Below are 23,033 nucleotides of genomic sequence, written 5' to 3'. Positions count from 1 at the left end.
CCTAGGCGTCGTGGTCCGTCGTCAAGAACGTCGCCAGCTCGTCGAGGACGGCCTGCTCGTTGTCGCCCTCGACCGTGAGGGTCAGGTCGTCGCCGTGCTCGATGCCGAGGGAGATGATCCCGAGGATCGACGCGGCGTTGACCGCGGTCGCGTCGCCCTTCTTGACGAGGACCTTCTGCCCCGACTTCGCCGCGGCCTGGCTGAAGAGCGAGGCGGGGCGGGCGTGGAGGCCCTTCGACGATGCGACCTGAACAGTGCGCTCGACCATGAACGTTTCTCCTTGGGATCTGCAGCGGTGGCTGCGTCAGTGGTGGCCGGCGTCGGGCTCGGTGCCCGGTGCCGGTCGGACGGAGGGATCCCCGTCCGCCCCCGCCCCGACCGCGCGAGCGGCGAAGAGGATCGGGAGGGTGTCGAGCACGGTGGCGGCACCGTGCACTCCGAAGACGTCGTGCGGGAGGAGGGCGGCCGCGGCTCCGACTCGCTCCGCACGCAGGCGGAGTCGGTCGAACTGCGACTCGAGGTGCGGACCCACCAGGAGGACGTCGGCCTCCGGGAGGGAGTCCGCGAGACCGGTGAGGGTCTCCGACCGGAACGAGGCGTCCATGCCGCGCTCCTTCGCGCCCGCTCGCAAGCGGTGCGCCAGGAACGTGCTCGACGCTCCCGCACCGCAGACGATCAGGATCTTCCGCACGTGATCCGCCTCCTCGCGCCCGTGTCGTACTTCAGTGAATCATCCCCGTCCGGGGGCGGAGGGCTCCAGCAGAGAATCTTCCGCGGGGCCGGAAGAGCGCTTCCACGGCGTCGGCGCGGGGATTTCCCGGGCCGCCCCGCAGATGGTTGACTGCGAGGACCGACGACTCGCCGACCTCGCGACGAGCGGGCCCGCGGCGGGGCGGAAGCGCTCTCCGAGATCCCCCTTCGCGCCTGGAGCCCCCTGGATGCCTGACAACCGCGAACGCCTGCTGGAGTACCTCTCCCGCGCGGACGGCTGGGTGACGGCGCACGAGCTCGCCGACCGGCTGGGAGTGACGACCCGCAGCGTCCGCAGCTACGTCACCGCCGTCAAGACGCAGGCCGCGCCGCTCGAGCCGGTCGAGTCCTCCGCGAACGGCTACCGCCTCGCCCGCGACGTCTACGCCGCGTTCCTGGAGGCGCAGCGCAGCCGCGACACCGAGCCCGACACCCCCCGCGATCGGCTCTACGCCGTGGTCCGGCGGCTCGTCGACTCCGACGACGGGCTCGACCTGTTCGCCCTCGCCGACGACCTCTCGGTCAGCGAGTCGACGGTCGAGGCGGACCTCCGCCGGGTGAAGACGCTGGCCGACGAGGCCGGGCTCGCCCTCGCCCGCAGCGGTTCCTCCGTCCGACTGGAGGGCAGCGAGGAGGCCCGGCGCCGCCTCATCTCGCGGATGTTCCGCGACGAGAGCGCCCAGGGCGTCTTCACCCTCGACGACGTCCAGCGCGAGTTCGCCTCCCCCGGCCTCGGCGCGTTCAAGACCGAGCTGCTCGCGGCGCTCGAGGAGCGCGGCTACTACATCAACGACTACGGCGTGAACAGCGTGCTGCTGCACATCGCGATCGCGGTCGACCGGGTCTCCCGCGGCATCGGGGACGCCTCCGGTTCCCGCCCCTCCCCCGGTCGGCACGGAGAGCTGGCGGCACTCCTCGCCGACCTCGTCGAGCGCCACTTCGCCACGCGGCTGACCGACGCGGAGCTCGCGCAGCTCGCGATCCTGATGACCACCCGCGTGGCGACCCCCGGCCAGAACGAGCCGGTGGCCGCCGTCGTCGAGAACTACGTCGACCCCGAGGACCTCGCGGTCGTCCGCGCGCTCGTCGCCGACGTCAACCGCGAGTACCTCGTCGACCTCGACGACGAGGGCTTCATCGTGCGCCTGGCCCTGCACGTGCGGAACCTGATCGCCCGCGCGTCCGAGGGCGGCTACTCCCGCAACCCGCTGACCCGCTCGATCAAGACCAGCTTCCCGATGACGTACGAGATCGCCGTCTTCCTCGCCTCGGGGCTGCAGCGCCGCCGCGGGATCCTCGTGAACGAGGACGAGATCGCCTACATCGCTCTGCACGTCGGCTCGTTCCTCGAGCGGGTGTCTCGGCGCGAGGAACGGCTGTCGTGCGTCATCGTCTGCCCCAACTACTACGACCTCGCGCACATGCTGCGGCTCCGGGTCGAGCGCTCCCTCGGCACCGAGGTGGAGGTGCGATCCCTGATCACCCGGAGCGACGTCGACTGGGACCGACTGACCGCCGATCTCGTCATCACCACGATCGACGAGCGCCCCTACGCCGACGACGTCGTCGTGGTGCAGCCGTTCCTCACCGATCACGACGTGGAGGCGGTGCGCCGCGCGATCGCGGGCGTCCGGCGTCATCGCCGTCGGGCGCAGATCAAGGACGAGCTGCTGCAGTTCTTCGACGAGTCGCTCTTCTTCCGCAATCTCCACGCGCGCGACGAGTCGGCGATGATCCGCCTCCTCGGCGAGCGGATGACCGAGCAGGGCATCATCGACGACGCCTACGTCGAGGGCGCGATCGAGCGCGAGCGGATGAGCTCCACGGCTTTCACCGACAACCTCGCCGTGCCGCACGCCATGGCGATGAGCGCGCGGCGCACCTCGATCGCGATCGTCGTCAACGACGTGCCCATGCAGTGGGGCGAGCAGCGGGTGAACGTCATCGCCATGATCGCGTTCGCGTCGGCCGGCCGCAGCACCTTCCAGTCGGTCTTCGACCAGTTCGTCGAGGTCTTCTCGGAGCGGGCGGAGGTGCAGCGGCTCATCCGCCGCTCCACCGACTTCGGCGCGTTCATCGAGGAACTCGTCCGCGTCTTCGACAGCTGACCCCCCTCCGCTGGCCTTCCGGAGGGGATCGGGAGGGTGCCGTCGTCCCCTCCAGAAGAAGGATCCCCTCCTGAACTCGAGGAGCGGGTGGGGTGCCTCGTCACGGCTCCTGGCTCGGGTCTGGCGGGAGCGCCGCAGGCGCTCGGGAGGGAGCCGTGACGAGGCACCCCACCCGATCCGGTCACCGCTCAGCGCCGCCGCCACGCGGACCGTCAGCGGGTCGGACGCTCTGCGGCGGCGCTCTCGACCTGGAAACTCAGGCGATCGGCGTGGGCACGATCCCGTACGGAGCGAGCCCGGCGGCTCCCCCGTCGGCGAGCGTCGTCACCCAGATCCCGTCGCGGTGCACCGCCACCGAGTGCTCCCAGTGCGCCGCCATGCTGCCGTCGACGGTCGCCACGGTCCACTCGTCCTCGAGGACCGAGGTCTCGGCGCTGCCCGCCGTGACCATCGGCTCGATCGCGACGACGAGTCCGGGCTTCACCTCGGGCCCGCGCTGGCGCACCCGGTAGTTGAAGACGGGCGGAGCCTCGTGCATCGTGCGGCCGATCCCGTGGCCGATGTAGTCGGTGAGGATCCCGTAGACGCGTCCCGACTTCTCGGCCTCGTCCTCGATGTACTCCTCGATCGCTGCACCGACCTCGTTCAGGTGCCGTGCGGAGGAGAGGGCCGCGATGCCCCGCCAGAGGGAACCCTCGGTGACCCGGGAGAGCTCCTCCCGCGCCGCGACCTCATCGGGACGCGACGCGTCGGGCAGTACCAGCGTCATCGCCGAGTCGCCGTTCCAGCCGTCGATCTCGGCGCCGCTGTCGATCGACACGATGTCGCCCGGAGCCAGCACGCGGCCGCCGGGGATGCCGTGCACGACCTCCTCGTTCACCGAGGCGCAGACCGTGTGCCGGTAGCCCGGCACGAGCTTGAAGTTCGAGTGCCCGCCGAGCGCGACGATCGCCGCCTCGGCGACGGCGTCGAGCTCGAGAGTCGTGATCCCGGGACGGATCGCGGCCCGCACGGCGTCGAGGGAGGCGGCGGTCGCGAGCCCGGGAGCGATCATCGATCGCAGCTGGGCGGGCGTCTTGTACAGGGAGGAGCGGAATCCCACGGCGTCAGGCGGCCGACGGGTCGTCGACCAGACGACCCACGCGGTGGCCTTCGAGCGCGACGACGATGCGGTCGGTGACCTCTTCGACCGGCCCGAGGCCGTCGACGATCACGACGAGTCCGCGGCCGGCGTAGACATCGATCAGCGGCGCCGTCTGCTCCTCGTAGAGCGCGAGACGGCGACGGATGACGTCCTCGGTGTCGTCGCTGCGCCCCTGCTCGTGCGAGCGCTTGAGGAGACGCGAGACGACCTCGTCGGGGTCTGCCGTGAGCTGCACGACGGCGTCGAGGCTGTTGCCGTCGGCGGCGAGGATGCGGTCGAGCTCGTCGACCTGCTCCGTGGTGCGCGGGTAGCCGTCGAGCAGGAAACCCGTTGAGACGTCGGCCTCCTGGAGGCGGTCGTGGACGATCGCGTTCGTCAGCTCATCGGGGACGTAGCGCCCCGCGTCGAGGAACGCCTTCGCCTGGAGGCCCAGCTCGGTCTCGTTCGCCACGTTCATCCGGAAGATGTCGCCGGTCGAGATGGCCGGCACGCTCAGGATCTCGGAGAGCCGCGAGGCCTGGGTCCCCTTGCCGGCGCCGGGAGGGCCGATCAGCAGGAGACGGAAGCCCACCACCGGGGTCGAGGTCATCGGAGGAGCCCTTCGTAGTGGCGCTGCTGCAGCTGCGAGTCGATCTGCTTCACGGTCTCCAGCCCGACTCCGACGATGATCAGGATCGACGTGCCGCCGAACGGGAAGTTCTGGTTCGCGCCGACGAGCGCCAGGGCGACGAGCGGCACGAGCGCGATCAGACCGAGGTAGATCGAGCCGGGCAGCGTCACGCGGGTGAGCACGTAGTTCAGGTACTCGGCCGTGGGTCGTCCGGCACGGATGCCGGGGATGAACCCGCCGTAGCGCTTCATGTTGTCGGCGACCTCGTCCGGGTTGAACGTGATGGCGACGTAGAAGTAGGTGAAGCCGACGATCAGGAGGAAGTAGAGCGCCATGTAGAGGGGGTGGTCGCCCTGCGTGAGGTAGTTGGTGATCCAGGTCACCCACGCGGGTGCCTCCTGGCCCGCTGCGGGCTGGTTGAACTGAGCGATCAGCGCGGGCAGGTACAGCAGCGACGACGCGAAGATGACGGGCACGACGCCGGCCATGTTCACCTTGATCGGGATGTAGGTGTTGTTGCCGCCGTAGGTGCGACGACCGACCATCCGCTTGGCGTACTGCACCGGGACGCGACGCTGCGACTGCTCGACGAAGACGACGGCGACGACGAGGAGCAGGCCGACGCCGAGGACGAGGAGGAAGGTCTCGAAGCCGCGCGACTGCGCGATGGACCAGAGCGAGGTCGGGAACTGGGCGGCGATCGACGTGAAGATCAGCAGCGACATGCCGTTGCCGATGCCGCGCTCGGTGATGAGCTCGCCCATCCACATGATGATGCCGGTGCCGGCGGTCATGGTGATGACCATGAGCAGGATCGAGTACCAGGCGTCGGTCGTGATCAGCTGCGAGCACTCGGGGACGCCGGAGGATCCGAACAGCGCGCCGGAGCGGGCGACGGTGATCAGCGTGGTCGACTGCAGAACACCGAGCGCGATCGTCAGGTAGCGCGTGTACTGCGTCAGCCGGCCCTGGCCGGACTGGCCCTCCTTGTAGAGGGTCTCGAAGTGAGGGATGACCACGCGCAGCAGCTGCACGATGATCGACGCCGTGATGTACGGCATGATGCCGAGCGCGAAGATCGACAGCTGGAGCAGGGCTCCACCGCTGAAGAGGTTCACGAGCTCGTAGAGACCGGAGGTCCCCTGGTTGCCGGCGAGACAGGCCTGAACGGCGCTGAAGCTGACGAACGGAGCAGGGATGAAGGATCCCAGCCGGAAGATCGCCACGATCGCGAGAGTGAAGCCGATCTTGCGGCGGAGGTCGGGGGTGCGGAAGATCCGCGCGATTGCGCCAAACACTACCTAAGGTCTCCTGCTCAGTTCTTGGTGCGGGATACAGGTCGAGCTTGCCACGCGCTCCCCGGAGGGAGTCGGCGTGACAAGCTCGACCGACAAGCTGCTGGTGCTACTTGATGGATCCGCCCGCAGCGACGATCTTCTGCTCAGCGGAGCTGGAGACCTTGTCGACCGCGACGTTCAGCTTAACCGCAATGTCCCCGTCGCCGAGAACCTTGACCTTCTCGTTCTTGCGAACGGCACCCTTCGCGACGAGGTCGCTGATGGTGACGTCACCGCCCTGAGGGTAGAGGTCGGCGAGAGCCGACAGGTTCACGACCTGGTACTCGACGCGGAACGGGTTCTTGAACCCGCGCAGCTTCGGGGTGCGCATGTGCAGCGGCATCTGCCCACCCTCGAAGCCGATGCGCACCGTGTAGCGGGCCTTGGTGCCCTTGGTGCCGCGACCGGCGGTCTTGCCCTTCGAGCCCTCACCGCGACCGACGCGGGTCTTGGCCTTCTTGGCTCCCGTGGCGGGACGCAGGTGGTGGACCTTGAGCACGTGCTCCTTGGTCGCCGGAGCGTCGGCCGCGGCCGCGCCCTTCGTGGAGGTCTTCGCGGGAGTCGTGGACTCCGTCGCGACGGCCTGGTTCTTGTCAGCCATTAGTCAATCTCCTCGACCTTCACCAGGTGGGCGACGGTCTTCACGTATCCGCGGTTCTGAGAGTTGTCCTCGCGGACGACGCTCTGACCGATCTTCCTGAGACCGAGCGAGCGCAGCGTGTCGCGCTGGTACTGCTTCTCGCTGATCTTCGACTTGATCTGGGTCACCTTGAGCTGGGCCATCACTTGCCTGCCTTCGCGCTGGACGCGGCGGCGAGGGCATCGGCCTCGGCACGGACGAGACGGGCCGGAGCGACCTGGTCGAAGTCGAGACCACGACGGGCGGCAACGGCGCGCGGCTCCTCGAGCTGCTGAAGAGCCTCGACGGTCGCGTGGACGATGTTGATGGTGTTCGACGAGCCGAGCGACTTGCTCAGGACGTCGTGGATGCCGGCGCACTCGAGCACGGCGCGGACGGGACCACCGGCGATGACACCGGTACCGGCGGCGGCGGGGCGCAGGAGCACCACACCTGCCGCGGCCTCACCCTGGACGGGGTGGGGGATGGTCGAGCCGACGCGCGGGACGCGGAAGAAGTTCTTCTTCGCCTCCTCGACGCCCTTGGAGATGGCGGTCGGGACCTCGCGGGCCTTGCCGTAGCCGACGCCCACCAGTCCGTTGCCGTCGCCGACGACGACGAGAGCGGTGAAGCTGAAGCGACGACCGCCCTTGACGACCTTCGACACGCGGTTGATGGTCACGACGCGCTCGAGGAACTGGCTCTTCTCGGCGTCACGGCCACCGCGGTCGCGGCCACCCTGGTTGCGGTCACGGCCGCCGCGGCGGGGCTCGCGAGCCTCCTGCTGCGGCTGCGTGGACGCAGCGGTCTCGACGGGGGCCTCCGACACGGCGGCGACCTCGGGTTCCTTGTTCTCTGCGGCGCTCACAGGTTGAGCCCTGCCTCTCGTGCTCCATCGGCGATCGCGGCGACGCGACCGGCGTACTTGTTGCCTCCGCGGTCGAAGACGACCGCCTCGACACCGGCGTTCTTGGCGCGCTCGGCGACGAGCTCGCCGACCTTGCGGGCCTTGGCGGTCTTGTCACCGTCGAACACGCGCAGGTCGGCCTCGAGCGTGGACGCCGACGCGAGGGTACGACCCTGCGCGTCGTCGACGATCTGCACGAAGACGTGGCGGGCCGAGCGGTTGACGACGAGGCGGGGGCGCTCGGCGGATCCGACGACCTTCTTGCGCAGGCGGTCGTGACGACGACCGCGAGCGGCGGACTTGCTCTTTCCTCTGGTTCCGAGACCCATGATTACTTACCGCTCTTTCCGGCCTTGCGGCGAACGACCTCGCCGGCGTAGCGCACGCCCTTGCCCTTGTAGGGCTCGGGCTTGCGGATCTTACGAATGTTGGCGGCCACCTCACCGACGGCCTGCTTCGAGATGCCGTGCACGGTGAGCTTGTTGTTGCCCTCGACCGTGAACGAGATCCCCGCAGGCGGGGTGACGACGACCGGGTGCGAGAAGCCGAGCGCGAACTCGATGTCCGAGCCCTTGGCGACGACGCGGTAACCGGTTCCGACGACCTCGAGGCCCTTGGAGTAGCCCTGCGTGACACCGATGATGTCGTTCGCGATGAGCGTCCGGGTGAGGCCGTGGAGCGAGCGCGACTCGCGCTCGTCATCGGGACGCGAGACCAGCACCTGGCTGTTCTCGACGGAGACCTGGATGGGGCTGGCGACCGGGACGGTCAGCTCGCCCTTGGGGCCCTTGACGGTCACGACGGACCCGGCGACGGAGACGTCGACGCCCGCCGGGATCTCGATGGGGAGTCTTCCAATACGCGACATGAGGGGTTACCACACGTAGGCGAGGACTTCCCCACCCACGCCCTTCTTCTCGGCCTGGCGGTCGGTCAGCAGACCGCTCGAGGTGGACAGGATGGCGACGCCGAGGCCGCCGAGGACGGTCGGGATCTCGGTGGACTTCGCGTAGACGCGCAGTCCCGGCTTCGAGACGCGCTTGATGCCGGCGATCGAGCGCTCGCGGTTCGGGCCGTACTTGAGGGAGATGGAGAGCGTCGTGCCGACGCGCGCCTCCTCGACCTTCCAGTCGGCGATGTAGCCCTCGAGCTTGAGGATCTCGGCGATGTGCGCCTTGAGCTTCGAGCCCGGGAGGGTGATGGAGTCGTGGTGCGCGGAGTTCGCGTTACGGATTCTGGTCAGCAGATCTGCGACCGGATCAGTCATGGTCATGGCTGATGGTGCCTTTCTCGCCTGGTTTCGGCACCCTTTACAAGAGTGACGACCTGTGGTGTGGGACGGCGCCGACGACGTCGACGCCCATGCGGCCGCGCGAACGCAGGCCAACGAGCCATGCTACATGGCGCGGGGCCGGCGGTCGAGGGCCGATTCTCGCCGCGTCCCCCTGCGGAGAGCGGCGCCTCGCTGCACGCGGACGTGCAACGAGGTCGGAGGGCGGTTCTCACCACCCTCCGACCTCGGAGGTTCTGACTACGCGTTGTCCGCCGACTTGAACGGGAACCCGAGCTGCTTGAGCAGCGCGCGACCCTCGTCGTCGGTCTTCGCGGTGGTCACGACGGTCACGTCGAAGCCGCGGACGCGGTCGATGCGGTCCTGGTCGATCTCGTGGAAGATCGACTGCTCCGTGATGCCGAAGGTGTAGTTGCCGTTGCCGTCGAACTGGCGGTCCGACAGACCGCGGAAGTCGCGGATGCGCGGCAGCGCCACCGTGACCAGGCGGTCCAGGAACTCCCAGGCGCGGTCGCCGCGGAGCGTGACGTGAGCACCGATGGCCTGGCCCTCGCGCAGCTTGAACTGGGCGATGGACTTGCGGGCCTTCGTGACCTGGGGCTTCTGGCCGGTGATGGCCGTGAGGTCCTTGATCGCGCCGTCGATGATCTTGCCGTCGCGGGCGGCCTCGCCGACACCGGTGTTCACGACGACCTTGACCAGGCCGGGGACCTGGTGGATGTTGCCGAAGCCGAACTGCTCCTTGAGCGCCGGGACGATGTCGGCCTGGTACTTGGCCTTGAGCCGCGGCTGAACCTTCGCAGCCGCTGCGGTGGTGTCAGTCATCAGAGTTCCTCACCCGACGCCTTCGCGTAGCGAACGCGAACGGTCTTGGTCACGCCGTCCTTGGTGACGGACACGTTGCGGTGCCCGACCCGGGTCGGCTTCTTGGTCTTCGGGTCGACGAGCGCGATGTTCGAGATGTGGATCGAGGCCTCGACGGTCTCGATGCCACCCTCCTTGGAGCCGCGCTGCGTCTGGCCGACGCGGACGTGCTTCTTGACGAAGTTCACGCCCTCGACGACGACACGGTTCTTCTCGACCAGGACCTCGAGAACCTTGCCCTGCTTGCCGCGGTCTCCGCCGCGGGCCTGGGTAGCGCCCGAGATGACCTGGACGAGGTCACCCTTCTTGATCTTGGCCATGACTAGATAACCTCCGGTGCCAGCGAGACGATCTTCATGAACTTCTTGTCGCGGAGCTCGCGACCGACCGGTCCGAAGATGCGGGTGCCGCGGGGGTCCCCGTCGTTCTTGAGGATGACGGCGGCGTTCTCGTCGAACTTGATGTACGAACCGTCGGGACGACGGGTCTGCTTGACGGTGCGGACGATGACCGCCTTGACGACGTCGCCCTTCTTGACGTTGCCACCGGGGATCGCGTCCTTGACGGTGGCGACGATGATGTCACCGAGACCGGCGTAGCGGCGGCCGGAGCCACCGAGGACGCGGATCGTGAGGAGTTCCTTGGCGCCGGTGTTGTCGGCGACCTTCACTCGGGATTCTTGCTGAAGCATGTCTCTCTCCTGCTAACTCAAGTAGGCCGCGGCCTACTTGGCCTTCTCGAGGATCTCGACCAGGCGCCAGCGCTTCGTGGCGCTGAGGGGACGGGTCTCGCTGATGACGACGAGGTCGCCGATGCCCGCGGAGTTGAGCTCGTCGTGAGCCTTCACCTTGGACGTGCGGCGGATGACCTTGCCGTAGAGCGGGTGCTTCACGCGGTCCTCGACCTCGACGACGACGGTCTTGTCCATCTTGTCGCTGGTGACGTATCCGCGGCGGGTCTTGCGGTATCCGCGAGTGCCCGCCTCCTTGACGTCGTGGGCGGCCGACTCGTGGCCGGCGGTCTCGTTGGCCGTTGCCATTACTTGGCCTCCTCATTCGACTCGGTCGCCGCGACCTCGGCCTTGGCGGCCTTCTTGGTGGTCTTCGGCTTCTTCTCCGCCTTGGCCGGGGCCTCGACGGGTGCGGGGGTGGCGCGGATGCCCAGCTCGCGCTCACGGATGACCGTGTAGATGCGGGCGATGTCGCGCTTGACGGCACGCAGGCGGCCGTTGGTGTCGAGCTGTCCGGTGGCCGACTGGAAGCGGAGGTTGAACAGCTCCTCCTTGGCCTTCTTCAGCTCGGTGACGAGACGCTCGTCCTCGAAGGTGTCGAGCTCGGCGGGGGCGAGCTCCTTGGATCCGATCGCCATTACGCGTCTCCCTCCTCGCGCTTGATGATGCGTGCCTTCAGGGGCAGCTTGTGGATGGCACGAGTCATAGCTTCGCGAGCGAGCTTCTCCTCGACGCCGGCGACCTCGAAGAGGACCCGACCCGGCTTGACGTTGGCGACCCACCACTCGGGCGAGCCCTTACCGGAACCCATGCGGGTCTCGGCGGGCTTCTTGGTCAGCGGGCGGTCGGGGTAGATGTTGATCCACACCTTTCCACCGCGCTTGATGTGACGCGTCATGGCGATACGAGCGGACTCGATCTGACGGTTGGTCACGTAGGCCGGGGTGAGCGCCTGGATACCGAAGTCACCGAACGACACCTTGGTGCCACCGGTGGCCTGGCCCGAGCGGCCGGGGTGGTGCTGCTTGCGGTGCTTGACTCGACGGGGAATCAACATGGTTATGCCTCAACTCCTGCTGCGACGGGCGCCTCGCCCTGCTGGCGGGGGGCGCGACGCGGTCGGTCGCTGCGCTCGGGGCGCGACGACTTGCTGTTCGCCTGCTCCCGCGCGAGCTCCTTGTTCGTGATGTCGCCCTTGTAGATCCAGACCTTCACGCCGATGCGGCCGAAGGTGGTCTTGGCCTCGTAGAAGCCGTAGTCGATGTTCGCGCGGAGGGTGTGCAGGGGCACACGGCCTTCGCGGTAGAACTCCGAACGGCTCATCTCGGCGCCGCCGAGGCGGCCGGAGACCTGGATGCGGACGCCCTTGGCGCCGGCGCGCTGCGCGCCCTGCAGACCCTTGCGCATCGCGCGGCGGAAGGCCACGCGGGCGGAGAGCTGCTCGGCGATGCCCTGCGCGACGAGCTGGGCCTCGGCCTCGGGGTTCTTGACCTCGAGGATGTTGAGCTGGATCTGCTTGCCGGTGAGCTTCTCGAGGTCGGCGCGGATGCGCTCGGCTTCGGCGCCGCGACGACCGATCACGATGCCCGGACGGGCGGTGTGGATGTCGACGCGGACGCGGTCACGGGTGCGCTCGATCTCGATGCGGGCGACGCCCGCACGGTCGAGCTGCGTGGCGAGCAGGCGGCGGATCTTGACGTCCTCGGCGAGGTAGTCGCTGTACCGCTGGCCCTTCTTGGTGCTGTCGGAGAACCAGCGCGACACGTGGTCGGTGGTGATTCCCAGACGGAAACCGTAGGGGTTTACTTTCTGACCCATTACTTGGTCCCCTCCTCAGGAGTGGCCAGCACGACGGTGATGTGGCTGGTGCGCTTGTTGATGCGGAAGGCACGACCCTGAGCACGGGGCTGGAATCGCTTGAGGGTGGTTCCCTCATCGACGAAGGCGCGGGACACGAACAGGTCCTGGTCGTCGAGGTACTCGTTCGAGGCATCGGCCTTGACGCGAGCGTTGGCCATCGCCGAGGCGACGAGCTTGTAGACGGGCTCGGACGCGCCCTGCGGCGCGAACTTCAGGATGGCCAGTGCCTCCTGAGCCTGCTTGCCGCGGATCAGGTTCACGACACGGCGAGCCTTCTGGGGGGTGACGCGGATGTGTCGCACGCGTGCGATCGACTCCACCATTTCTCTCCTCCTTCTCGTCGCCGCTTAGCGGCGACGGCCCTTCTTGTCGTCCTTCTCGTGACCGCGGAAGGTCCGAGTGGGGGCGAACTCGCCGAGCTTGTGGCCGACCATGGTCTCGGTCACGAACACGGGGATGTGCTTGCGACCGTCGTGGACCGCGATGGTGTGACCCAGCATCGCCGGGATGATCATCGAACGGCGCGACCAGGTCTTGATGACGTTCTTGTTGCCGGCTTCGTTGGCCGTGAACACCTTGCGGAGCAGGTGGTCGTCAACGAAGGGGCCCTTCTTGAGACTGCGAGGCATCTTCTACAACTCCTACTTGCGCTTCTTACCGGCGGTGCGGCGGCGGACGATGAGCTTGTCGCTCTCCTTGTTGGGGCGACGGGTGCGTCCCTCGGACTGTCCCCAGGGGCTGACCGGGTGGCGTCCACCGGAGGTCTTGCCCTCTCCACCACCGTGCGGGTGGTCGACCGGGTTCATCGCGACACCGCGGACGGTCGGGCGGACGCCCTTCCAGCGCATGCGGCCGGCCTTGCCCCAGTTGATGTTCGACTGCTCGGCGTTGCCGACCTCGCCGATCGTGGCGCGGCAGCGCGCGTCGACGTTGCGGATCTCGCCCGACGGCAGACGGAGCTGCGCGTAGGGGCCGTCCTTGGCGACGAGGCGGACCGAGGTGCCGGCCGAGCGGGCGAGCTTCGCTCCCCCACCGGGCTTGATCTCGATGGCGTGGATGACCGTACCGGTCGGGATGTTGCGCAGCGGCAGGTTGTTGCCGGGCTTGATGTCGGCGCCGGCGCCCGACTCCACGATGTCGCCCTGCGAGAGCTTGTTCGGAGCCAGGATGTAGCGCTTGGTGCCGTCCACGAAGTGGAGCAGCGCGATGCGCGCGGTGCGGTTGGGGTCGTACTCGATGTGAGCGACCTTGGCGTTGACGCCGTCCTTGTCGTTGCGACGGAAGTCGATCAGACGGTACTGGCGCTTGTGGCCACCACCGATGTGACGCGTCGTGATGCGGCCGGAGTTGTTGCGGCCACCGGTCTTGGACAGCGGGCGAAGGAGCGACTTCTCGGGCGTCGAGCGGGTGATCTCGGCGAAGTCGGCAACGCTGGAGCCGCGGCGACCAGGGGTCGTGGGCTTGTACTTACGAATAGCCATTGTCTGTTTCCTCTACGCTTCTTCGGCTCAGCCGACGTTCGTGAAGATGTCGATGGAGCCGGACTTCAGCGTCACGATCGCGCGCTTGGTGTCCTTGCGCTTGCCGGTGCCGAACTTGGTCCGACGGGTCTTGCCCTGGCGGTTCAGCGTGTTGATCGACGCGACCTCGACTCCGAAGATCTTCTCGATGGCGAGCTTGATCTCGGTCTTGTTCGAGCGGGGGTCCACCACGAAGGTGTACTTGCCCTGGTCGATCAGGCCGTAGGACTTCTCGGAGACCACCGGGGAGATGATCACGTCGCGGGGGTCCTTGTTGAACGCGGCGGACTGGCTCATGCGTTCACCTCTTCCTTCTTGGACTCGGCGCCGGTCTTGAGGGCGACGAAGCCCTCGAGAGCAGCCTGCGAGAAGACGATGTCGTCCGAGACGAGCACGTCGTACGCGTTGAGCTGGTCGAACGGCAGGATGTGCACGAACGGCACGTTGCGGAGGGACAGCTCGGCGATGAAGTCGTCGCGCTCGAGGACCACGAGGACGTTGCGCGACACCGAGAGGGCGTCGAGCAGGACGAGGACGTCCTTGGTCTTCGGGGTCTCGCCGAGGGCGAGGGACTCGACCGCGTGGATGCGGCCGCCGCGGGCGCGGTCGGAGAGAGCACCGAGCAGGGCTGCGGCGATCATCTTCTTGGGGGTGCGCTGCGCGTAGCTGCGGGGGGTCGGTCCGTGGACGACGCCACCACCGGTCATGTGCGGGGCGCGGATCGAGCCCTGACGAGCGCGACCGGTTCCCTTCTGCTTGAACGGCTTGCGACCGGCTCCGGAGACCTCGCCACGGTTCTTCGTCTTGTGGGTACCCTGGCGCGCCGCGGCGAGCTGGGCCACGACGACCTGGTGGATGAGGGGGATGTTGGTCTGCACGTCGAAGAGCTCGGCGGGGAGCTCGAACGAGCTCGCCTTCTGGCCCTTGACGTCGAGGATGTCGATAGAGGTAGCCATGGAACTACGCTCCCTTCACGGCGTTGCGAACGAACACGAGGCGACCGCGCGCACCGGGGACGGCGCCCTTGACGAGCAGCAGGCCCTTCTCGGCGTCGACGGAGTGCACCTTGAGGTTGAGCACGGTGACGCGCTCGCCACCCATGCGACCGGCCATGCGCATGCCCTTGAAGACACGGCTGGGGGTCGAGGAGGCTCCGATGGAGCCGGGCTTGCGGTGGTTGCGGTGCGAACCGTGCGAAGCCGAGACGCCCTTGAAGTTGTGACGCTTCATGACACCGGCAAAGCCCTTGCCCTTGCTGGTGCCGACGACGTCGACCTTGGTGCCGGCTTCGAAGACGGCGTCGACGGTCAGCTCCTGGCCGGCCGAGTACTCGGCGGCGTCGGCGGTGCGGACCTCGGTGAGGTGGCGGCGGGGGGTGACTCCCGCGGCGTCGAAGTGACCGGCGGCGGGCTTGTTCACCTTGCGCGGGTCGATCGCTCCGGCGGCGATCTGGACGGCCGAGTAGCCGTCCTTCGCCTCGGTGCGGATCTGGGTCACGACGTTCGGGCTGATCTCGATGACGGTGACCGGGACGAGCTTGTTCTCGGCGTCCCAGACCTGGGTCATGCCGAGCTTGGTGCCGAGGAGGCCCTTGGAGGTCTTGGTGGCGACAGACATGTGTTACCCCTCCCCTTAGAGCTTGATCTCGATGTTGACGTCGGCCGGGAGGTCGAGGCGCATCAGCGAGTCGACGGCCTTGGGCGTCGGGTCGATGATGTCGATGAGGCGCTTGTGGGTGCGCATCTCGAAGTGCTCGCGGCTGTCCTTGTACTTGTGGGGAGAACGGATCACGCAGACCACGTTCTTCTCGGTCGGAAGCGGCACGGGGCCGACGACCGTTGCTCCGGCACGGGTGACCGTGTCGACGATCTTGCGCGCCGACGTGTCGATGACCTCGTGGTCGTACGACTTCAGTCGGATGCGGATCTTCTGTCCCGCCATGTGTGATCTCTCACTCTCTTGTTATTGCGTCGTACGCTGCGGACCCGTGGGCCCGCGTCGCATTGGACGCGCTCGCGAAGGAACTCCGGGGAACCGGGGAGTGCACCAGTGTTCTTCTGTCAAAAGCACCGCGCTCGGGGCGCTCCAGCGACGTGCAGAACGCACGACGCACGGAGAGCCCGTTGAGTTGTCGGTTGTTTCGTTCTGCTACCCGCCGCCTCGACGTCGCACCGGCTGGGCCGCCCTCTCGGGTCGAGCCTCAGCGGTGCCGTCTCGGCACTGCCTGGCAGTGTTCCACCGGTCGCAGCACGCTGCTTCGGCAGAAATTTTGAACTAGAAGAGTCTCCCACAGAACGGGCACCCGTGCAACCCGGGCGTGTCGCGGATCGGGGACCCCTCCTCGCCCGGGATTCCGGGGCGGCGCCTCATTCGTAGAGGAGGGCGCGGAGGGTCGTCTCGGCGGAGTTCGGACGGGCAGGGTCGATCGTCTCACCCGCGCGGTAGTGGTCGAGGACCCGCGGGTCCACGTAGCTGGCGCGCGCCACCGTCGGGGTGTTGCCGAGCACCTCGGAGGCGTCGCGCATGGCCTGCGCGATGGCGGAGTTCCGGGCCCGCTGCGTCGGCTTCGGTCCCGTGCGCGCAAGGCTGAGCGCGGCGGCGACGGTGCCGTGGAGAGTGCGGAAGTCCTTCGCGGTGAAGTCGTCGCCCGCCTTCTCCCGGACGTAGTCGTTGATCTCGGGAGCGGACAGCGGCCGCCACTCCCGCCCGTCCTTCCACGCGAGCAGGCGGGCGTTCGGGCCGCGGCGCTTCAGCGAGCGCACGACGCTCGCCAGGTCGTGGTCGAGGATCTCGCTCGTCCAGGCCTGATGGCTCTTGCCCGGGAAGGCGAGGGCGACGCGATCGCCGTGGGTCGTCGCGTGCGAGCACAGCAGCGTCGACAGGCCGATGCTGCCGTGCTCCTTGGCGTAGCGCTCGCTCCCCACGCGGAGGGAGCCCGTGTCGAGCATCCGGAACGCGGTTGCGAGAGCACGCTCGCGGCCGTAGCCGTCGCGACGGAGGTCCATCGTCACCGCGCGGCGCGCGCTCGGCAGCGACTCGGCCAGACGGAGTGCGCGGTCGAACTTGATCCGGTCCTTCTGCTCGCGCCAGGTCGGATGGTAGATGTACTGCCGACGGCCGGCCGCATCGACGCCCATCGCCTGGATGTGACCGTTGGGGTACGGCGCGATCCAGACGTCCTTCCACGCCGGGGGGATGCCCAGCGCATCGAAGCGGGCCCGGAGCTCGGGGTCGGTGACCGTCACGCCCTTCGGGTCGCGGTAGCTGAATCCGGAGCCGGCGCGGACGCGGGTGTACCCGCGACTGCTCGAATCGGTCCTGCGGAGTCTCTGCGCACGCGTCTCAGCCATCGGCCCGACCCTAGGCCGGGCTCCGTCCGCTCTGCACCCGCTTGACGGGAGGGTGCAGAACGAGCCAGGAGGGGCCGCTACTCGTTGCCGAGGCGCTTGTCGGCCTGGCGCTTGAGGTCCTCGATGCGCTCGTCGTACTTGCCCTTGGTGAGCCTGCTGGCGATGTCGCCCGTCTTCTCGAGCACCTGGTCGGAGACGCGCTCCGCCTTCTCGCTGCGCAGCGCCTCCTGCGCCTTCTGGCTCTTCAGCAGCTCCGCTGCCTGACGTCCGAGCTTCCCGAGATCCACCATGACTGCTCCTTGTTCGAGGGCGCGGCGATCCGCGCCGAGCCAGTGTGGCGGGCGGGGCTGGACGAACGGTGGGGCGCTAGAGGGCGAGGACCCGGGCCGCAGCCTCGGCGAGGGCGCGACCGTAGGAGGGTCCGTGGCCGGCGGCGTGCACCGCGAGCGGGTGCAGCTGGTGCAGCGGGACGCGCTCCTGCCAGCCGTCGGCGAGAGCGTGCGCCTCGTCGTAACCCCGGAGGATCTCGTCGAGGTGAGGCGCACCGAAGAGCGCCAGCATGGCGAGGTCGGTCTCGCGGTGGCCGCCGTGCGCGGCAGGATCGATCAGCACGGCGCCGGAGCCGGACCAGAGCACGTTCCCCGTCCAGAGGTCTCCGTGCAGGCGGGAGGGCCGCTCCTCGCCGTCGAACTCCCCCGCCGCGACACGATCGAGCGCCTGCTCGACGGTCCCGGCATCGGATCGCGACAGGTTCCCCTCCCGGACCGCGACGGGGAGGAACGGACGGACACGCTGCTCGGCGTAGAAGACGCCCCACGACTCCTCGGGGCTGCAGGGCATCCGCCGGCGGCCGATGTACGCGGGGCCGTCCCAGCCGTCCGGGGCTGCACCGAACGCCGCGGCTCCCGCGTCGTGCGTCCGGGCCAGGGCTCGGCCGAAGGCCCGCGCAGCGCCCGGATCGGGACGGATGGACTCGAGCTCCTCCAGCTCGATGCGGCCCGAGCCGACGGAGAGGACCTCGACGCACGACGCGCCGCCGGACGCCTCCGCCTCCCGCAGCCACTCCAGGCCCGCCGCCTCCCACTCGAAGAACCGCGGGGCCGCGGACGGATCGCTCTTGACGAAGGACATGGAGATCACGGTAGCCCGCGCTCCGTGACCCCGCCCGGACACACGGAAGGGGCCGCCCGCACGAAGCGGACGACCCCTCTCGAGAGATCGAGCAGGCGGACCTACTTGACGATCTTGGTGACCGTTCCGGCACCCACGGTGCGTCCACCCTCACGGATGGCGAAGCCGAGGCCCTCCTCCATGGCGATCGGCTGGATCAGCGCGACCGTCATGTCGGTGGTGTCGCCGGGCATGACCATCTCGGTACCCTCGGGCAGCGTGATGACGCCGGTGACGTCGGTGGTGCGGAAGTAGAACTGCGGGCGGTAGTTCGCGTAGAACGGGTTGTGACGCCCACCCTCATCCTTGGACAGGATGTACGCGGTGCCCTCGAAGTCGGTGTGCGGCGTGACCGAACCCGGCTTGACGACGACCTGGCCGCGCTCGACGTCCTCGCGCTTGGTGCCGCGGAGGAGCAGACCGCAGTTCTCGCCGGCCCAGGCCTCGTCGAGCTGCTTGTGGAACATCTCGATACCGGTGACCGTGGTCTTCTGCGTCGGGCGGATGCCGACGATCTCGACCTCGGAGTTCAGAGCGAGGGTTCCACGCTCCGCACGGCCGGTGACGACGGTTCCACGACCGGTGATCGTGAAGACGTCCTCGATCGGCATGAGGAACGGCTTGTCCTTGTCGCGGATCGGGTCCGGGATGGACTCGTCGACGGCGTCCATCAGGTCGATGATCGACTGGGTCCAGGCCTCGTCGCCCTCGAGGGCCTTGAGACCGGAGACGCGCACGACGGGCGCGTCGTCGCCGGGGAAGCCCTGCGACGAGAGCAGCTCGCGGACCTCGAGCTCGACGAGCTCCAGGATCTCCTCGTCGTCCACCATGTCGGCCTTGTTCAGGGCGACGAGGAGGTAGGGGACGCCGACCTGCTTGGCGAGGAGGACGTGCTCACGGGTCTGAGCCATGGGGCCGTCGGTGGCGGCGACCACGAGGATCGCGCCGTCCATCTGCGCCGCGCCGGTGATCATGTTCTTGATGTAGTCGGCGTGACCCGGGGCGTCGACGTGCGCGTAGTGGCGCTTCGGCGTCTCGTACTCGACGTGCGAGATGTTGATCGTGATGCCGCGCTGGCGCTCCTCGGGAGCGGAGTCGATCGACGCGAAGTCGCGCTGAACGTTGGTCGCGGACGGGAACTTGTCAGCGAGAACCTTGGAGATCGCCGCGGTCAGCGTGGTCTTTCCGTGGTCGACGTGACCGATGGTTCCGATGTTGACGTGCGGCTTGGTCCGCTCGAACTTGGCCTTAGCCACTGTGGGTCCTCCTCAGGACTTAGGTGCAAGCATCCGCATCCGACGCCGCACGGGGCGGCACGAGGACATGAGGGCTTGCGGGGGTTTTGTGTACTTATGTTACCGGCAGAGGTCGTGCGGGTTTCCACGCGCGTAAGCGGCAGCAAACCCGCACGACACTACCAGTCCCCCGCCGTCCGGTCGAACGGCGGGGGGAGGGGGCGGAGTTACTCGCCCTTGTTCTTCTGGACGATCTCCTCGGCGACGGCCTTGGGGACCTCGCTGTAGGTCTCGAACGTCATCGAGTAGACGGCGCGGCCCGAGGTCTTCGAGCGCAGGTCGCCGATGTAGCCGAACATCTCGGACAGCGGCACGTTGGCGCGGATGACCTTGATGCCGGTGGCGTCCTCCATCGACTGGATCATCCCGCGACGCGAGTTGAGGTCGCCGATGACGTCGCCCATGTACTCCTCGGGAGTGCGGACCTCGACGGCCATGAGCGGCTCGAGGAGGACGGGCTGCGCCTTGCGCGAGGCCTCCTTGAACGCGATCGAGCCGGCGATCTTGAACGCCATCTCGGAGGAGTCGACGTCGTGCGCGGCACCGTCGACCAGGGTCGCCTTGACGCCCACCATCGGGTAGCCGGCGAGCACGCCGACCTGCATGGCGTCGCGGATGCCCGCGTCGACCGACGGGATGTACTCGCGGGGGACGCGTCCGCCCGAGACGCCGTTGACGAACTCGTAGGTCTTGTCGGCCTCGACCTCCATCGGCTCGATGGTGATCTGGACCTTCGCGAACTGACCCGATCCACCCGTCTGCTTCTTGTGGGTGTAGTCGTACTTCTCGACGGTGCGGCGGATCGTCTCGCGGTAGGCCACCTGCGGCTTGCCGACGTTGGCCTCGACGTTGAACTCGCGCTTCATGCGGTCCACCAGGATGTCGAGGTGCAGCTCGCCCATTCCCTTGATGACCGTCTGACCGGTCTCCTGGTTCTGCTCGGTGCGGAAGGTGGGGTCCTCCTCCGCGAGCTTCTGGATCGCGGTGCCGAGCTTCTCCTGGTCGGCCTTCGTCTTGGGCTCGATGGCGACCTCGATGACGGGCTCCGGGAAAGTCATCGACTCGAGGACGACCTGCGCCTGCGGGTCGCTGAGGGTGTCACCGGTGGTGGTGTCCTTCAGGCCGATGACCGCGTAGATGTGGCCGGCGGTGACCGAGTCGACCGGGTTCTCCTTGTTGGAGTGCATCTGGAAGATCTTGCCGATGCGCTCCTTCTTGCCCTTGGTCGAGTTGATGACCTGGGCGCCGGAGTCGAGCTTGCCCGAGTAGACGCGGACGTAGGTCAGGCGACCGAAGAACGGGTGCACGGCGACCTTGAACGCGAGCGCCGAGAAGGGCTCGGTCGAGTCGGCGTGGCGCATGATGACCTTCTCCTCATCGCGGACGTCGTGCGCCTCGATGGCGGGGACGTCGAGCGGGGAGGGGAGGTAGTCGACGACCGCGTCGAGCATGGGCTGGACGCCGCGGTTCTTGAACGCGGAGCCGCAGAGCACGGGGTAGATCTCGGAGTTGACGGTCAGCTTGCGGATCGCGGCCTTGACCTCGGCCACGGTCAGCTCCTCGCCGCCGAAGTACTTCTCGAGCAGCTCGTCCGAGGTCTCGGCGACGGTCTCGAGCAGCTTCTGGCGGTACTCGGCGGCCTTGTCGGCGAGGTCGGCCGGGATCTCCTCGATCTCGTACTTCGCACCGAGCTGGACGTCTCCCTTGGAGTCGCCGCGCCACGTGAGCGCGCGCATCTCGACCAGGTCGATGACGCCCTCGAAGGACGACTCGGCGCCGATCGGGAGCTGGATGACCAGCGGCTTCGCGCCGAGGCGGTTCACGATGGTGTCGACCGTGTAGTAGAAGTCGGCGCCGAGCTTGTCCATCTTGTTGACGAAGCAGATGCGCGGGACGTCGTACTTGTCGGCCTGGCGCCAGACGGTCTCCGACTGGGGCTCGACGCCCTCCTTGCCGTCGAAGACGGCGACGGCGCCGTCGAGGACGCGGAGCGAGCGCTCCACCTCGACGGTGAAGTCGACGTGACCCGGGGTGTCGATGATGTTGATCTGGTTCTTGTTCCAGAAGCAGGTCGTCGCGGCGGACGTGATCGTGATGCCGCGCTCCTGCTCCTGCGCCATCCAGTCCATCGTGGCGGCGCCGTCGTGGACCTCACCGATCTTGTGCGTGATACCCGTGTAGAACAGGATGCGCTCGGTGGTGGTGGTCTTGCCGGCATCGATGTGGGCCATGATGCCGATGTTGCGGACCTTGTTCAGGTCGGTGAGCACATCTTGTGCCACGGAGTTCCTCCGATGAGTGATGGAGCCAGCGCAACGGGCTCATGGCCGATCGGCTGGGGTTCAGGTGGGACGATCGCCCGACCGCGGGGATCGGGCGATCAGCCGCCGGGCCGGGTCCGCAGCGCGGACGCTGCGGAGCGGCCGCGGGACGCGCTACCAGCGGTAGTGCGCGAAGGCCTTGTTCGACTCGGCCATCTTGTGGGTGTCCTCGCGACGCTTCACAGCGGCGCCGAGACCGTTCGACGCGTCGAGGATCTCGTTCATGAGACGCTCGGTCATCGTCTTCTCGCGACGGGCCTTCGCGTAGCTGGTGAGCCAGCGGAGCGCGAGGGTGTTGGCGCGGTGGGGCTTGACCTCGACCGGGACCTGGTAGGTCGAGCCGCCGACGCGGCGGCTGCGGACCTCGAGGGTCGGACGGACGTTGTCGAGCGCCTTCTTGAGCGTGACGACGGCGTCCTGGCCGTTCTTGGCGGAGACTCCCTCGAGGGCACCGTAGACGATGCGCTCGGCGAGTCCCTTCTTGCCGTCCAGGAGGATCTTGTTCACGAGCTGGCTGACGACCGGTGCGCCGTAGACGGGGTCTGCGACGACGGGGCGCTTGGGAGCGGGGCCCTTACGAGGCATTACTTCTTCTCCATCTTCGCGCCGTACCGGCTGCGAGCCTGCTTGCGGTTCTTGACGGCCTGGGTGTCCAGGGCGCCGCGAACGATCTTGTAGCGGACACCGGGGAGGTCCTTCACACGACCGCCGCGCACGAGCACCATCGAGTGCTCCTGCAGGTTGTGGCCCTCGCCGGGGATGTAGGCGGTGACCTCGGTGCCGTTGGAGAGCTTCACGCGGGCCACCTTGCGGAGGGCCGAGTTCGGCTTCTTGGGCGTGGTCGTGTAGACGCGCGTGCAGACGCCGCGCTGCTGGGGGTTGGCCTTCAGGGCGGGCGCCTTGGTCTTGGTGACCTTGGGCGAGCGTCCCTTTCGGACCAACTGCTGAATCGTTGGCACTGATTTGCTCCTTGAATGCTGCACGGTGACAGCGGATCGATGGTCGACATTCGGCCTGTCCGTCGCCGGACGCGGCCGAGTTCATCTGGACCCGACGCACCCGCCTGCACCGGCGAGCGGCGTAGAGGGGAGGAGGACGGGTATGCCGTGGGGGCCGTCCGATCGGACGAACCCGCGGACCCTTGCGGACCCGGTGGA

At 68.0% G+C, this 23,033-nt stretch carries 33 protein-coding genes; 1 reads left to right on the top strand and 32 read right to left on the bottom strand.

Features of this window, described 5'->3' with window-relative positions; translation table 11 throughout:
- Position 1: 1 nt before the first annotated feature.
- Together ASF48_RS04680 and ASF48_RS04675 are read right to left on the bottom strand one after the other, a co-directional pair.
- Positions 2-268 carry an HPr family phosphocarrier protein gene (locus ASF48_RS04680; RefSeq protein WP_055787137.1) on the bottom strand — a complete coding sequence of 89 codons (267 nt, stop codon included), beginning with the start codon at positions 266-268 and terminating at the stop codon, positions 2-4.
- A gap of 36 nt (positions 269-304) precedes the next feature.
- Positions 305-691, bottom strand: coding sequence for a PTS sugar transporter subunit IIB (locus tag ASF48_RS04675; RefSeq protein WP_055787134.1), 387 nt, complete (start codon positions 689-691; stop codon positions 305-307).
- A 247-nt stretch (positions 692-938) separates the two neighbouring features.
- On the opposite strand from ASF48_RS04675, the gene ASF48_RS04670 reads away from it, so the two are divergent.
- On the top strand, positions 939-2,858 hold the full coding sequence (locus ASF48_RS04670; protein WP_055787131.1) for a BglG family transcription antiterminator: 1,920 nt from the start codon (positions 939-941) through the stop codon (positions 2,856-2,858).
- 256 nt (positions 2,859-3,114) lie between these two features.
- Here ASF48_RS04670 and map read toward each other — a convergent pair whose 3' ends face one another.
- The 30 genes from map to rpsL form a co-directional block, all read right to left on the bottom strand.
- Positions 3,115-3,960 (bottom strand): type I methionyl aminopeptidase, encoded by an 846-nt coding sequence (gene map, locus ASF48_RS04665; protein WP_082480981.1) that lies wholly within the window; start codon positions 3,958-3,960, stop codon positions 3,115-3,117.
- A gap of 4 nt (positions 3,961-3,964) precedes the next feature.
- Positions 3,965-4,591, bottom strand: coding sequence for an adenylate kinase (locus tag ASF48_RS04660; RefSeq protein ID WP_055787128.1), 627 nt, complete (start codon positions 4,589-4,591; stop codon positions 3,965-3,967).
- A complete protein-coding gene (gene secY / locus ASF48_RS04655; protein WP_055787123.1) occupies positions 4,588-5,910 on the bottom strand; it encodes a preprotein translocase subunit SecY in 1,323 nt (440 codons plus the stop codon). Before secY ends, ASF48_RS04660 begins: the two co-directional genes overlap by 4 nt.
- A 106-nt stretch (positions 5,911-6,016) precedes the next feature.
- Positions 6,017-6,550: a 50S ribosomal protein L15 gene (gene rplO, locus ASF48_RS04650; RefSeq protein ID WP_082480980.1), complete on the bottom strand. Its 534-nt coding sequence runs from the start codon at positions 6,548-6,550 to the stop codon at positions 6,017-6,019.
- Positions 6,550-6,732: a 50S ribosomal protein L30 gene (gene rpmD, locus ASF48_RS04645; RefSeq protein WP_077221985.1), complete on the bottom strand. Its 183-nt coding sequence runs from the start codon at positions 6,730-6,732 to the stop codon at positions 6,550-6,552. The genes rplO and rpmD overlap by 1 nt, the downstream gene beginning before the upstream one ends.
- Positions 6,732-7,436 (bottom strand): 30S ribosomal protein S5, encoded by a 705-nt coding sequence (gene rpsE, locus ASF48_RS04640; RefSeq protein WP_055787117.1) that lies wholly within the window; start codon positions 7,434-7,436, stop codon positions 6,732-6,734. The genes rpmD and rpsE overlap by 1 nt, the downstream gene beginning before the upstream one ends.
- Entirely contained in the window at positions 7,433-7,804 is a 372-nt protein-coding gene (gene rplR, locus ASF48_RS04635; protein ID WP_055787114.1) for a 50S ribosomal protein L18, read from the bottom strand. Before rplR ends, rpsE begins: the two co-directional genes overlap by 4 nt.
- Before the next feature lie 2 nt (positions 7,805-7,806).
- Entirely contained in the window at positions 7,807-8,343 is a 537-nt protein-coding gene (rplF, locus tag ASF48_RS04630) for a 50S ribosomal protein L6 (protein ID WP_055787111.1), read from the bottom strand.
- Positions 8,344-8,349: 6 nt separating this feature from the next.
- Complete coding sequence (gene rpsH / locus ASF48_RS04625; RefSeq protein WP_055787108.1) at positions 8,350-8,748, bottom strand: 30S ribosomal protein S8; 399 nt, start codon at positions 8,746-8,748, stop codon at positions 8,350-8,352.
- Positions 8,749-9,006: 258 nt separating this feature from the next.
- Positions 9,007-9,591, bottom strand: coding sequence for a 50S ribosomal protein L5 (rplE, locus tag ASF48_RS04620; protein ID WP_055787105.1), 585 nt, complete (start codon positions 9,589-9,591; stop codon positions 9,007-9,009).
- On the bottom strand, positions 9,591-9,950 hold the full coding sequence (rplX, locus tag ASF48_RS04615) for a 50S ribosomal protein L24 (protein ID WP_055787101.1): 360 nt from the start codon (positions 9,948-9,950) through the stop codon (positions 9,591-9,593). The genes rplE and rplX overlap by 1 nt, the downstream gene beginning before the upstream one ends.
- Before the next feature lie 2 nt (positions 9,951-9,952).
- Entirely contained in the window at positions 9,953-10,321 is a 369-nt protein-coding gene (gene rplN / locus ASF48_RS04610; protein ID WP_055787095.1) for a 50S ribosomal protein L14, read from the bottom strand.
- A 33-nt stretch (positions 10,322-10,354) separates the two neighbouring features.
- On the bottom strand, positions 10,355-10,669 hold the full coding sequence (rpsQ, locus tag ASF48_RS04605; protein ID WP_055787092.1) for a 30S ribosomal protein S17: 315 nt from the start codon (positions 10,667-10,669) through the stop codon (positions 10,355-10,357).
- Positions 10,669-10,998, bottom strand: coding sequence for a 50S ribosomal protein L29 (rpmC, locus tag ASF48_RS04600; RefSeq protein ID WP_055787089.1), 330 nt, complete (start codon positions 10,996-10,998; stop codon positions 10,669-10,671). Before rpmC ends, rpsQ begins: the two co-directional genes overlap by 1 nt.
- Entirely contained in the window at positions 10,998-11,417 is a 420-nt protein-coding gene (gene rplP, locus ASF48_RS04595; protein ID WP_055787085.1) for a 50S ribosomal protein L16, read from the bottom strand. Before rplP ends, rpmC begins: the two co-directional genes overlap by 1 nt.
- A gap of 2 nt (positions 11,418-11,419) precedes the next feature.
- Complete coding sequence (gene rpsC, locus ASF48_RS04590) at positions 11,420-12,178, bottom strand: 30S ribosomal protein S3 (protein ID WP_055787081.1); 759 nt, start codon at positions 12,176-12,178, stop codon at positions 11,420-11,422.
- Positions 12,178-12,543 (bottom strand): 50S ribosomal protein L22, encoded by a 366-nt coding sequence (gene rplV, locus ASF48_RS04585; protein WP_082480979.1) that lies wholly within the window; start codon positions 12,541-12,543, stop codon positions 12,178-12,180. Before rplV ends, rpsC begins: the two co-directional genes overlap by 1 nt.
- 24 nt (positions 12,544-12,567) lie before the next feature.
- The gene (gene rpsS, locus ASF48_RS04580) at positions 12,568-12,849 is read right to left on the bottom strand and encodes a 30S ribosomal protein S19 (RefSeq protein ID WP_055787078.1); all 282 of its coding nucleotides are present in this window, start codon (positions 12,847-12,849) and stop codon (positions 12,568-12,570) included.
- Between the two features lie 12 nt (positions 12,850-12,861).
- The gene (gene rplB / locus ASF48_RS04575) at positions 12,862-13,701 is read right to left on the bottom strand and encodes a 50S ribosomal protein L2 (RefSeq protein ID WP_055787074.1); all 840 of its coding nucleotides are present in this window, start codon (positions 13,699-13,701) and stop codon (positions 12,862-12,864) included.
- Positions 13,702-13,728: 27 nt separating this feature from the next.
- Entirely contained in the window at positions 13,729-14,037 is a 309-nt protein-coding gene (gene rplW / locus ASF48_RS04570) for a 50S ribosomal protein L23 (RefSeq protein WP_055787071.1), read from the bottom strand.
- Complete coding sequence (gene rplD / locus ASF48_RS04565; protein ID WP_055787067.1) at positions 14,034-14,696, bottom strand: 50S ribosomal protein L4; 663 nt, start codon at positions 14,694-14,696, stop codon at positions 14,034-14,036. Before rplD ends, rplW begins: the two co-directional genes overlap by 4 nt.
- 4 nt (positions 14,697-14,700) lie before the next feature.
- Positions 14,701-15,357: a 50S ribosomal protein L3 gene (gene rplC / locus ASF48_RS04560; RefSeq protein ID WP_055787062.1), complete on the bottom strand. Its 657-nt coding sequence runs from the start codon at positions 15,355-15,357 to the stop codon at positions 14,701-14,703.
- A 15-nt stretch (positions 15,358-15,372) separates the two neighbouring features.
- Positions 15,373-15,681: a 30S ribosomal protein S10 gene (gene rpsJ / locus ASF48_RS04555; RefSeq protein WP_005050520.1), complete on the bottom strand. Its 309-nt coding sequence runs from the start codon at positions 15,679-15,681 to the stop codon at positions 15,373-15,375.
- Between the two features lie 425 nt (positions 15,682-16,106).
- Positions 16,107-17,090: a DNA topoisomerase IB gene (locus tag ASF48_RS04550; RefSeq protein WP_055787058.1), complete on the bottom strand. Its 984-nt coding sequence runs from the start codon at positions 17,088-17,090 to the stop codon at positions 16,107-16,109.
- A 77-nt stretch (positions 17,091-17,167) separates the two neighbouring features.
- Positions 17,168-17,380 (bottom strand): Rv0909 family putative TA system antitoxin, encoded by a 213-nt coding sequence (locus ASF48_RS04545; protein ID WP_055787055.1) that lies wholly within the window; start codon positions 17,378-17,380, stop codon positions 17,168-17,170.
- A 76-nt stretch (positions 17,381-17,456) separates the two neighbouring features.
- Positions 17,457-18,221, bottom strand: a complete 765-nt coding sequence (locus ASF48_RS04540) for a fructosamine kinase family protein (RefSeq protein WP_055788942.1) — start codon at positions 18,219-18,221, stop codon at positions 17,457-17,459.
- Positions 18,222-18,322: 101 nt separating this feature from the next.
- Positions 18,323-19,516: an elongation factor Tu gene (gene tuf / locus ASF48_RS04535; RefSeq protein WP_055787051.1), complete on the bottom strand. Its 1,194-nt coding sequence runs from the start codon at positions 19,514-19,516 to the stop codon at positions 18,323-18,325.
- Between the two features lie 206 nt (positions 19,517-19,722).
- Positions 19,723-21,837 carry an elongation factor G gene (gene fusA / locus ASF48_RS04530; protein ID WP_055787046.1) on the bottom strand — a complete coding sequence of 705 codons (2,115 nt, stop codon included), beginning with the start codon at positions 21,835-21,837 and terminating at the stop codon, positions 19,723-19,725.
- Between the two features lie 153 nt (positions 21,838-21,990).
- A complete protein-coding gene (gene rpsG, locus ASF48_RS04525) occupies positions 21,991-22,461 on the bottom strand; it encodes a 30S ribosomal protein S7 (protein WP_055787043.1) in 471 nt (156 codons plus the stop codon).
- The gene (gene rpsL, locus ASF48_RS04520) at positions 22,461-22,835 is read right to left on the bottom strand and encodes a 30S ribosomal protein S12 (protein ID WP_055787040.1); all 375 of its coding nucleotides are present in this window, start codon (positions 22,833-22,835) and stop codon (positions 22,461-22,463) included. The genes rpsG and rpsL overlap by 1 nt, the downstream gene beginning before the upstream one ends.
- Positions 22,836-23,033: the final 198 nt, after the last annotated feature.

The organism is Rathayibacter sp. Leaf299 (assembly GCF_001423055.1).
Lineage (GTDB): Bacteria > Actinomycetota > Actinomycetes > Actinomycetales > Microbacteriaceae > Rathayibacter > Rathayibacter caricis.
Note: the sequence above shows the minus strand (reverse complement) of the source record. Positions and strands in the feature narration are given on the sequence as shown.

Bases quoted from the DNA above. Each gene is read 5' to 3' on its own strand.
- rpmD (WP_077221985.1), bottom strand. From the start codon at position 6,732: ATGGCCCAGCTCAAGGTGACCCAGATCAAGTCGAAGATCAGCGAGAAG.
- rplD (WP_055787067.1), bottom strand. From the start codon at position 14,696: ATGGCTACCTCTATCGACATCCTCGACGTCAAGGGCCAGAAGGCGAGC.
- rplW (WP_055787071.1), bottom strand. From the start codon at position 14,037: ATGAGCCAGTCCGCCGCGTTCAACAAGGACCCCCGCGACGTGATCATC.
- rpsQ (WP_055787092.1), bottom strand. From the start codon at position 10,669: ATGGCAACGGCCAACGAGACCGCCGGCCACGAGTCGGCCGCCCACGAC.
- rplO (WP_082480980.1), bottom strand. From the start codon at position 6,550: ATGGCTGACAAGAACCAGGCCGTCGCGACGGAGTCCACGACTCCCGCG.
- rplE (WP_055787105.1), bottom strand. From the start codon at position 9,591: ATGACTGACACCACCGCAGCGGCTGCGAAGGTTCAGCCGCGGCTCAAG.
- rplR (WP_055787114.1), bottom strand. From the start codon at position 7,804: ATGGGTCTCGGAACCAGAGGAAAGAGCAAGTCCGCCGCTCGCGGTCGT.
- ASF48_RS04545 (WP_055787055.1), bottom strand. From the start codon at position 17,380: ATGGTGGATCTCGGGAAGCTCGGACGTCAGGCAGCGGAGCTGCTGAAG.
- rpsS (WP_055787078.1), bottom strand. From the start codon at position 12,849: ATGCCTCGCAGTCTCAAGAAGGGCCCCTTCGTTGACGACCACCTGCTC.
- ASF48_RS04550 (WP_055787058.1), bottom strand. From the start codon at position 17,090: ATGGCTGAGACGCGTGCGCAGAGACTCCGCAGGACCGATTCGAGCAGT.
- rplV (WP_082480979.1), bottom strand. From the start codon at position 12,543: ATGGTGGAGTCGATCGCACGCGTGCGACACATCCGCGTCACCCCCCAG.
- ASF48_RS04680 (WP_055787137.1), bottom strand. From the start codon at position 268: ATGGTCGAGCGCACTGTTCAGGTCGCATCGTCGAAGGGCCTCCACGCC.
- rplX (WP_055787101.1), bottom strand. From the start codon at position 9,950: ATGGCCAAGATCAAGAAGGGTGACCTCGTCCAGGTCATCTCGGGCGCT.
- ASF48_RS04540 (WP_055788942.1), bottom strand. From the start codon at position 18,221: ATGTCCTTCGTCAAGAGCGATCCGTCCGCGGCCCCGCGGTTCTTCGAG.
- rpsJ (WP_005050520.1), bottom strand. From the start codon at position 15,681: ATGGCGGGACAGAAGATCCGCATCCGACTGAAGTCGTACGACCACGAG.
- rpsG (WP_055787043.1), bottom strand. From the start codon at position 22,461: ATGCCTCGTAAGGGCCCCGCTCCCAAGCGCCCCGTCGTCGCAGACCCC.
- ASF48_RS04670 (WP_055787131.1), top strand. From the start codon at position 939: ATGCCTGACAACCGCGAACGCCTGCTGGAGTACCTCTCCCGCGCGGAC.
- rplB (WP_055787074.1), bottom strand. From the start codon at position 13,701: ATGGCTATTCGTAAGTACAAGCCCACGACCCCTGGTCGCCGCGGCTCC.
- rpsC (WP_055787081.1), bottom strand. From the start codon at position 12,178: ATGGGTCAGAAAGTAAACCCCTACGGTTTCCGTCTGGGAATCACCACC.
- rplP (WP_055787085.1), bottom strand. From the start codon at position 11,417: ATGTTGATTCCCCGTCGAGTCAAGCACCGCAAGCAGCACCACCCCGGC.
- rpmC (WP_055787089.1), bottom strand. From the start codon at position 10,998: ATGGCGATCGGATCCAAGGAGCTCGCCCCCGCCGAGCTCGACACCTTC.
- rplC (WP_055787062.1), bottom strand. From the start codon at position 15,357: ATGTCTGTCGCCACCAAGACCTCCAAGGGCCTCCTCGGCACCAAGCTC.
- ASF48_RS04660 (WP_055787128.1), bottom strand. From the start codon at position 4,591: ATGACCTCGACCCCGGTGGTGGGCTTCCGTCTCCTGCTGATCGGCCCT.
- rplF (WP_055787111.1), bottom strand. From the start codon at position 8,343: ATGTCGCGTATTGGAAGACTCCCCATCGAGATCCCGGCGGGCGTCGAC.
- rplN (WP_055787095.1), bottom strand. From the start codon at position 10,321: ATGCTTCAGCAAGAATCCCGAGTGAAGGTCGCCGACAACACCGGCGCC.
- rpsH (WP_055787108.1), bottom strand. From the start codon at position 8,748: ATGACCATGACTGATCCGGTCGCAGATCTGCTGACCAGAATCCGTAAC.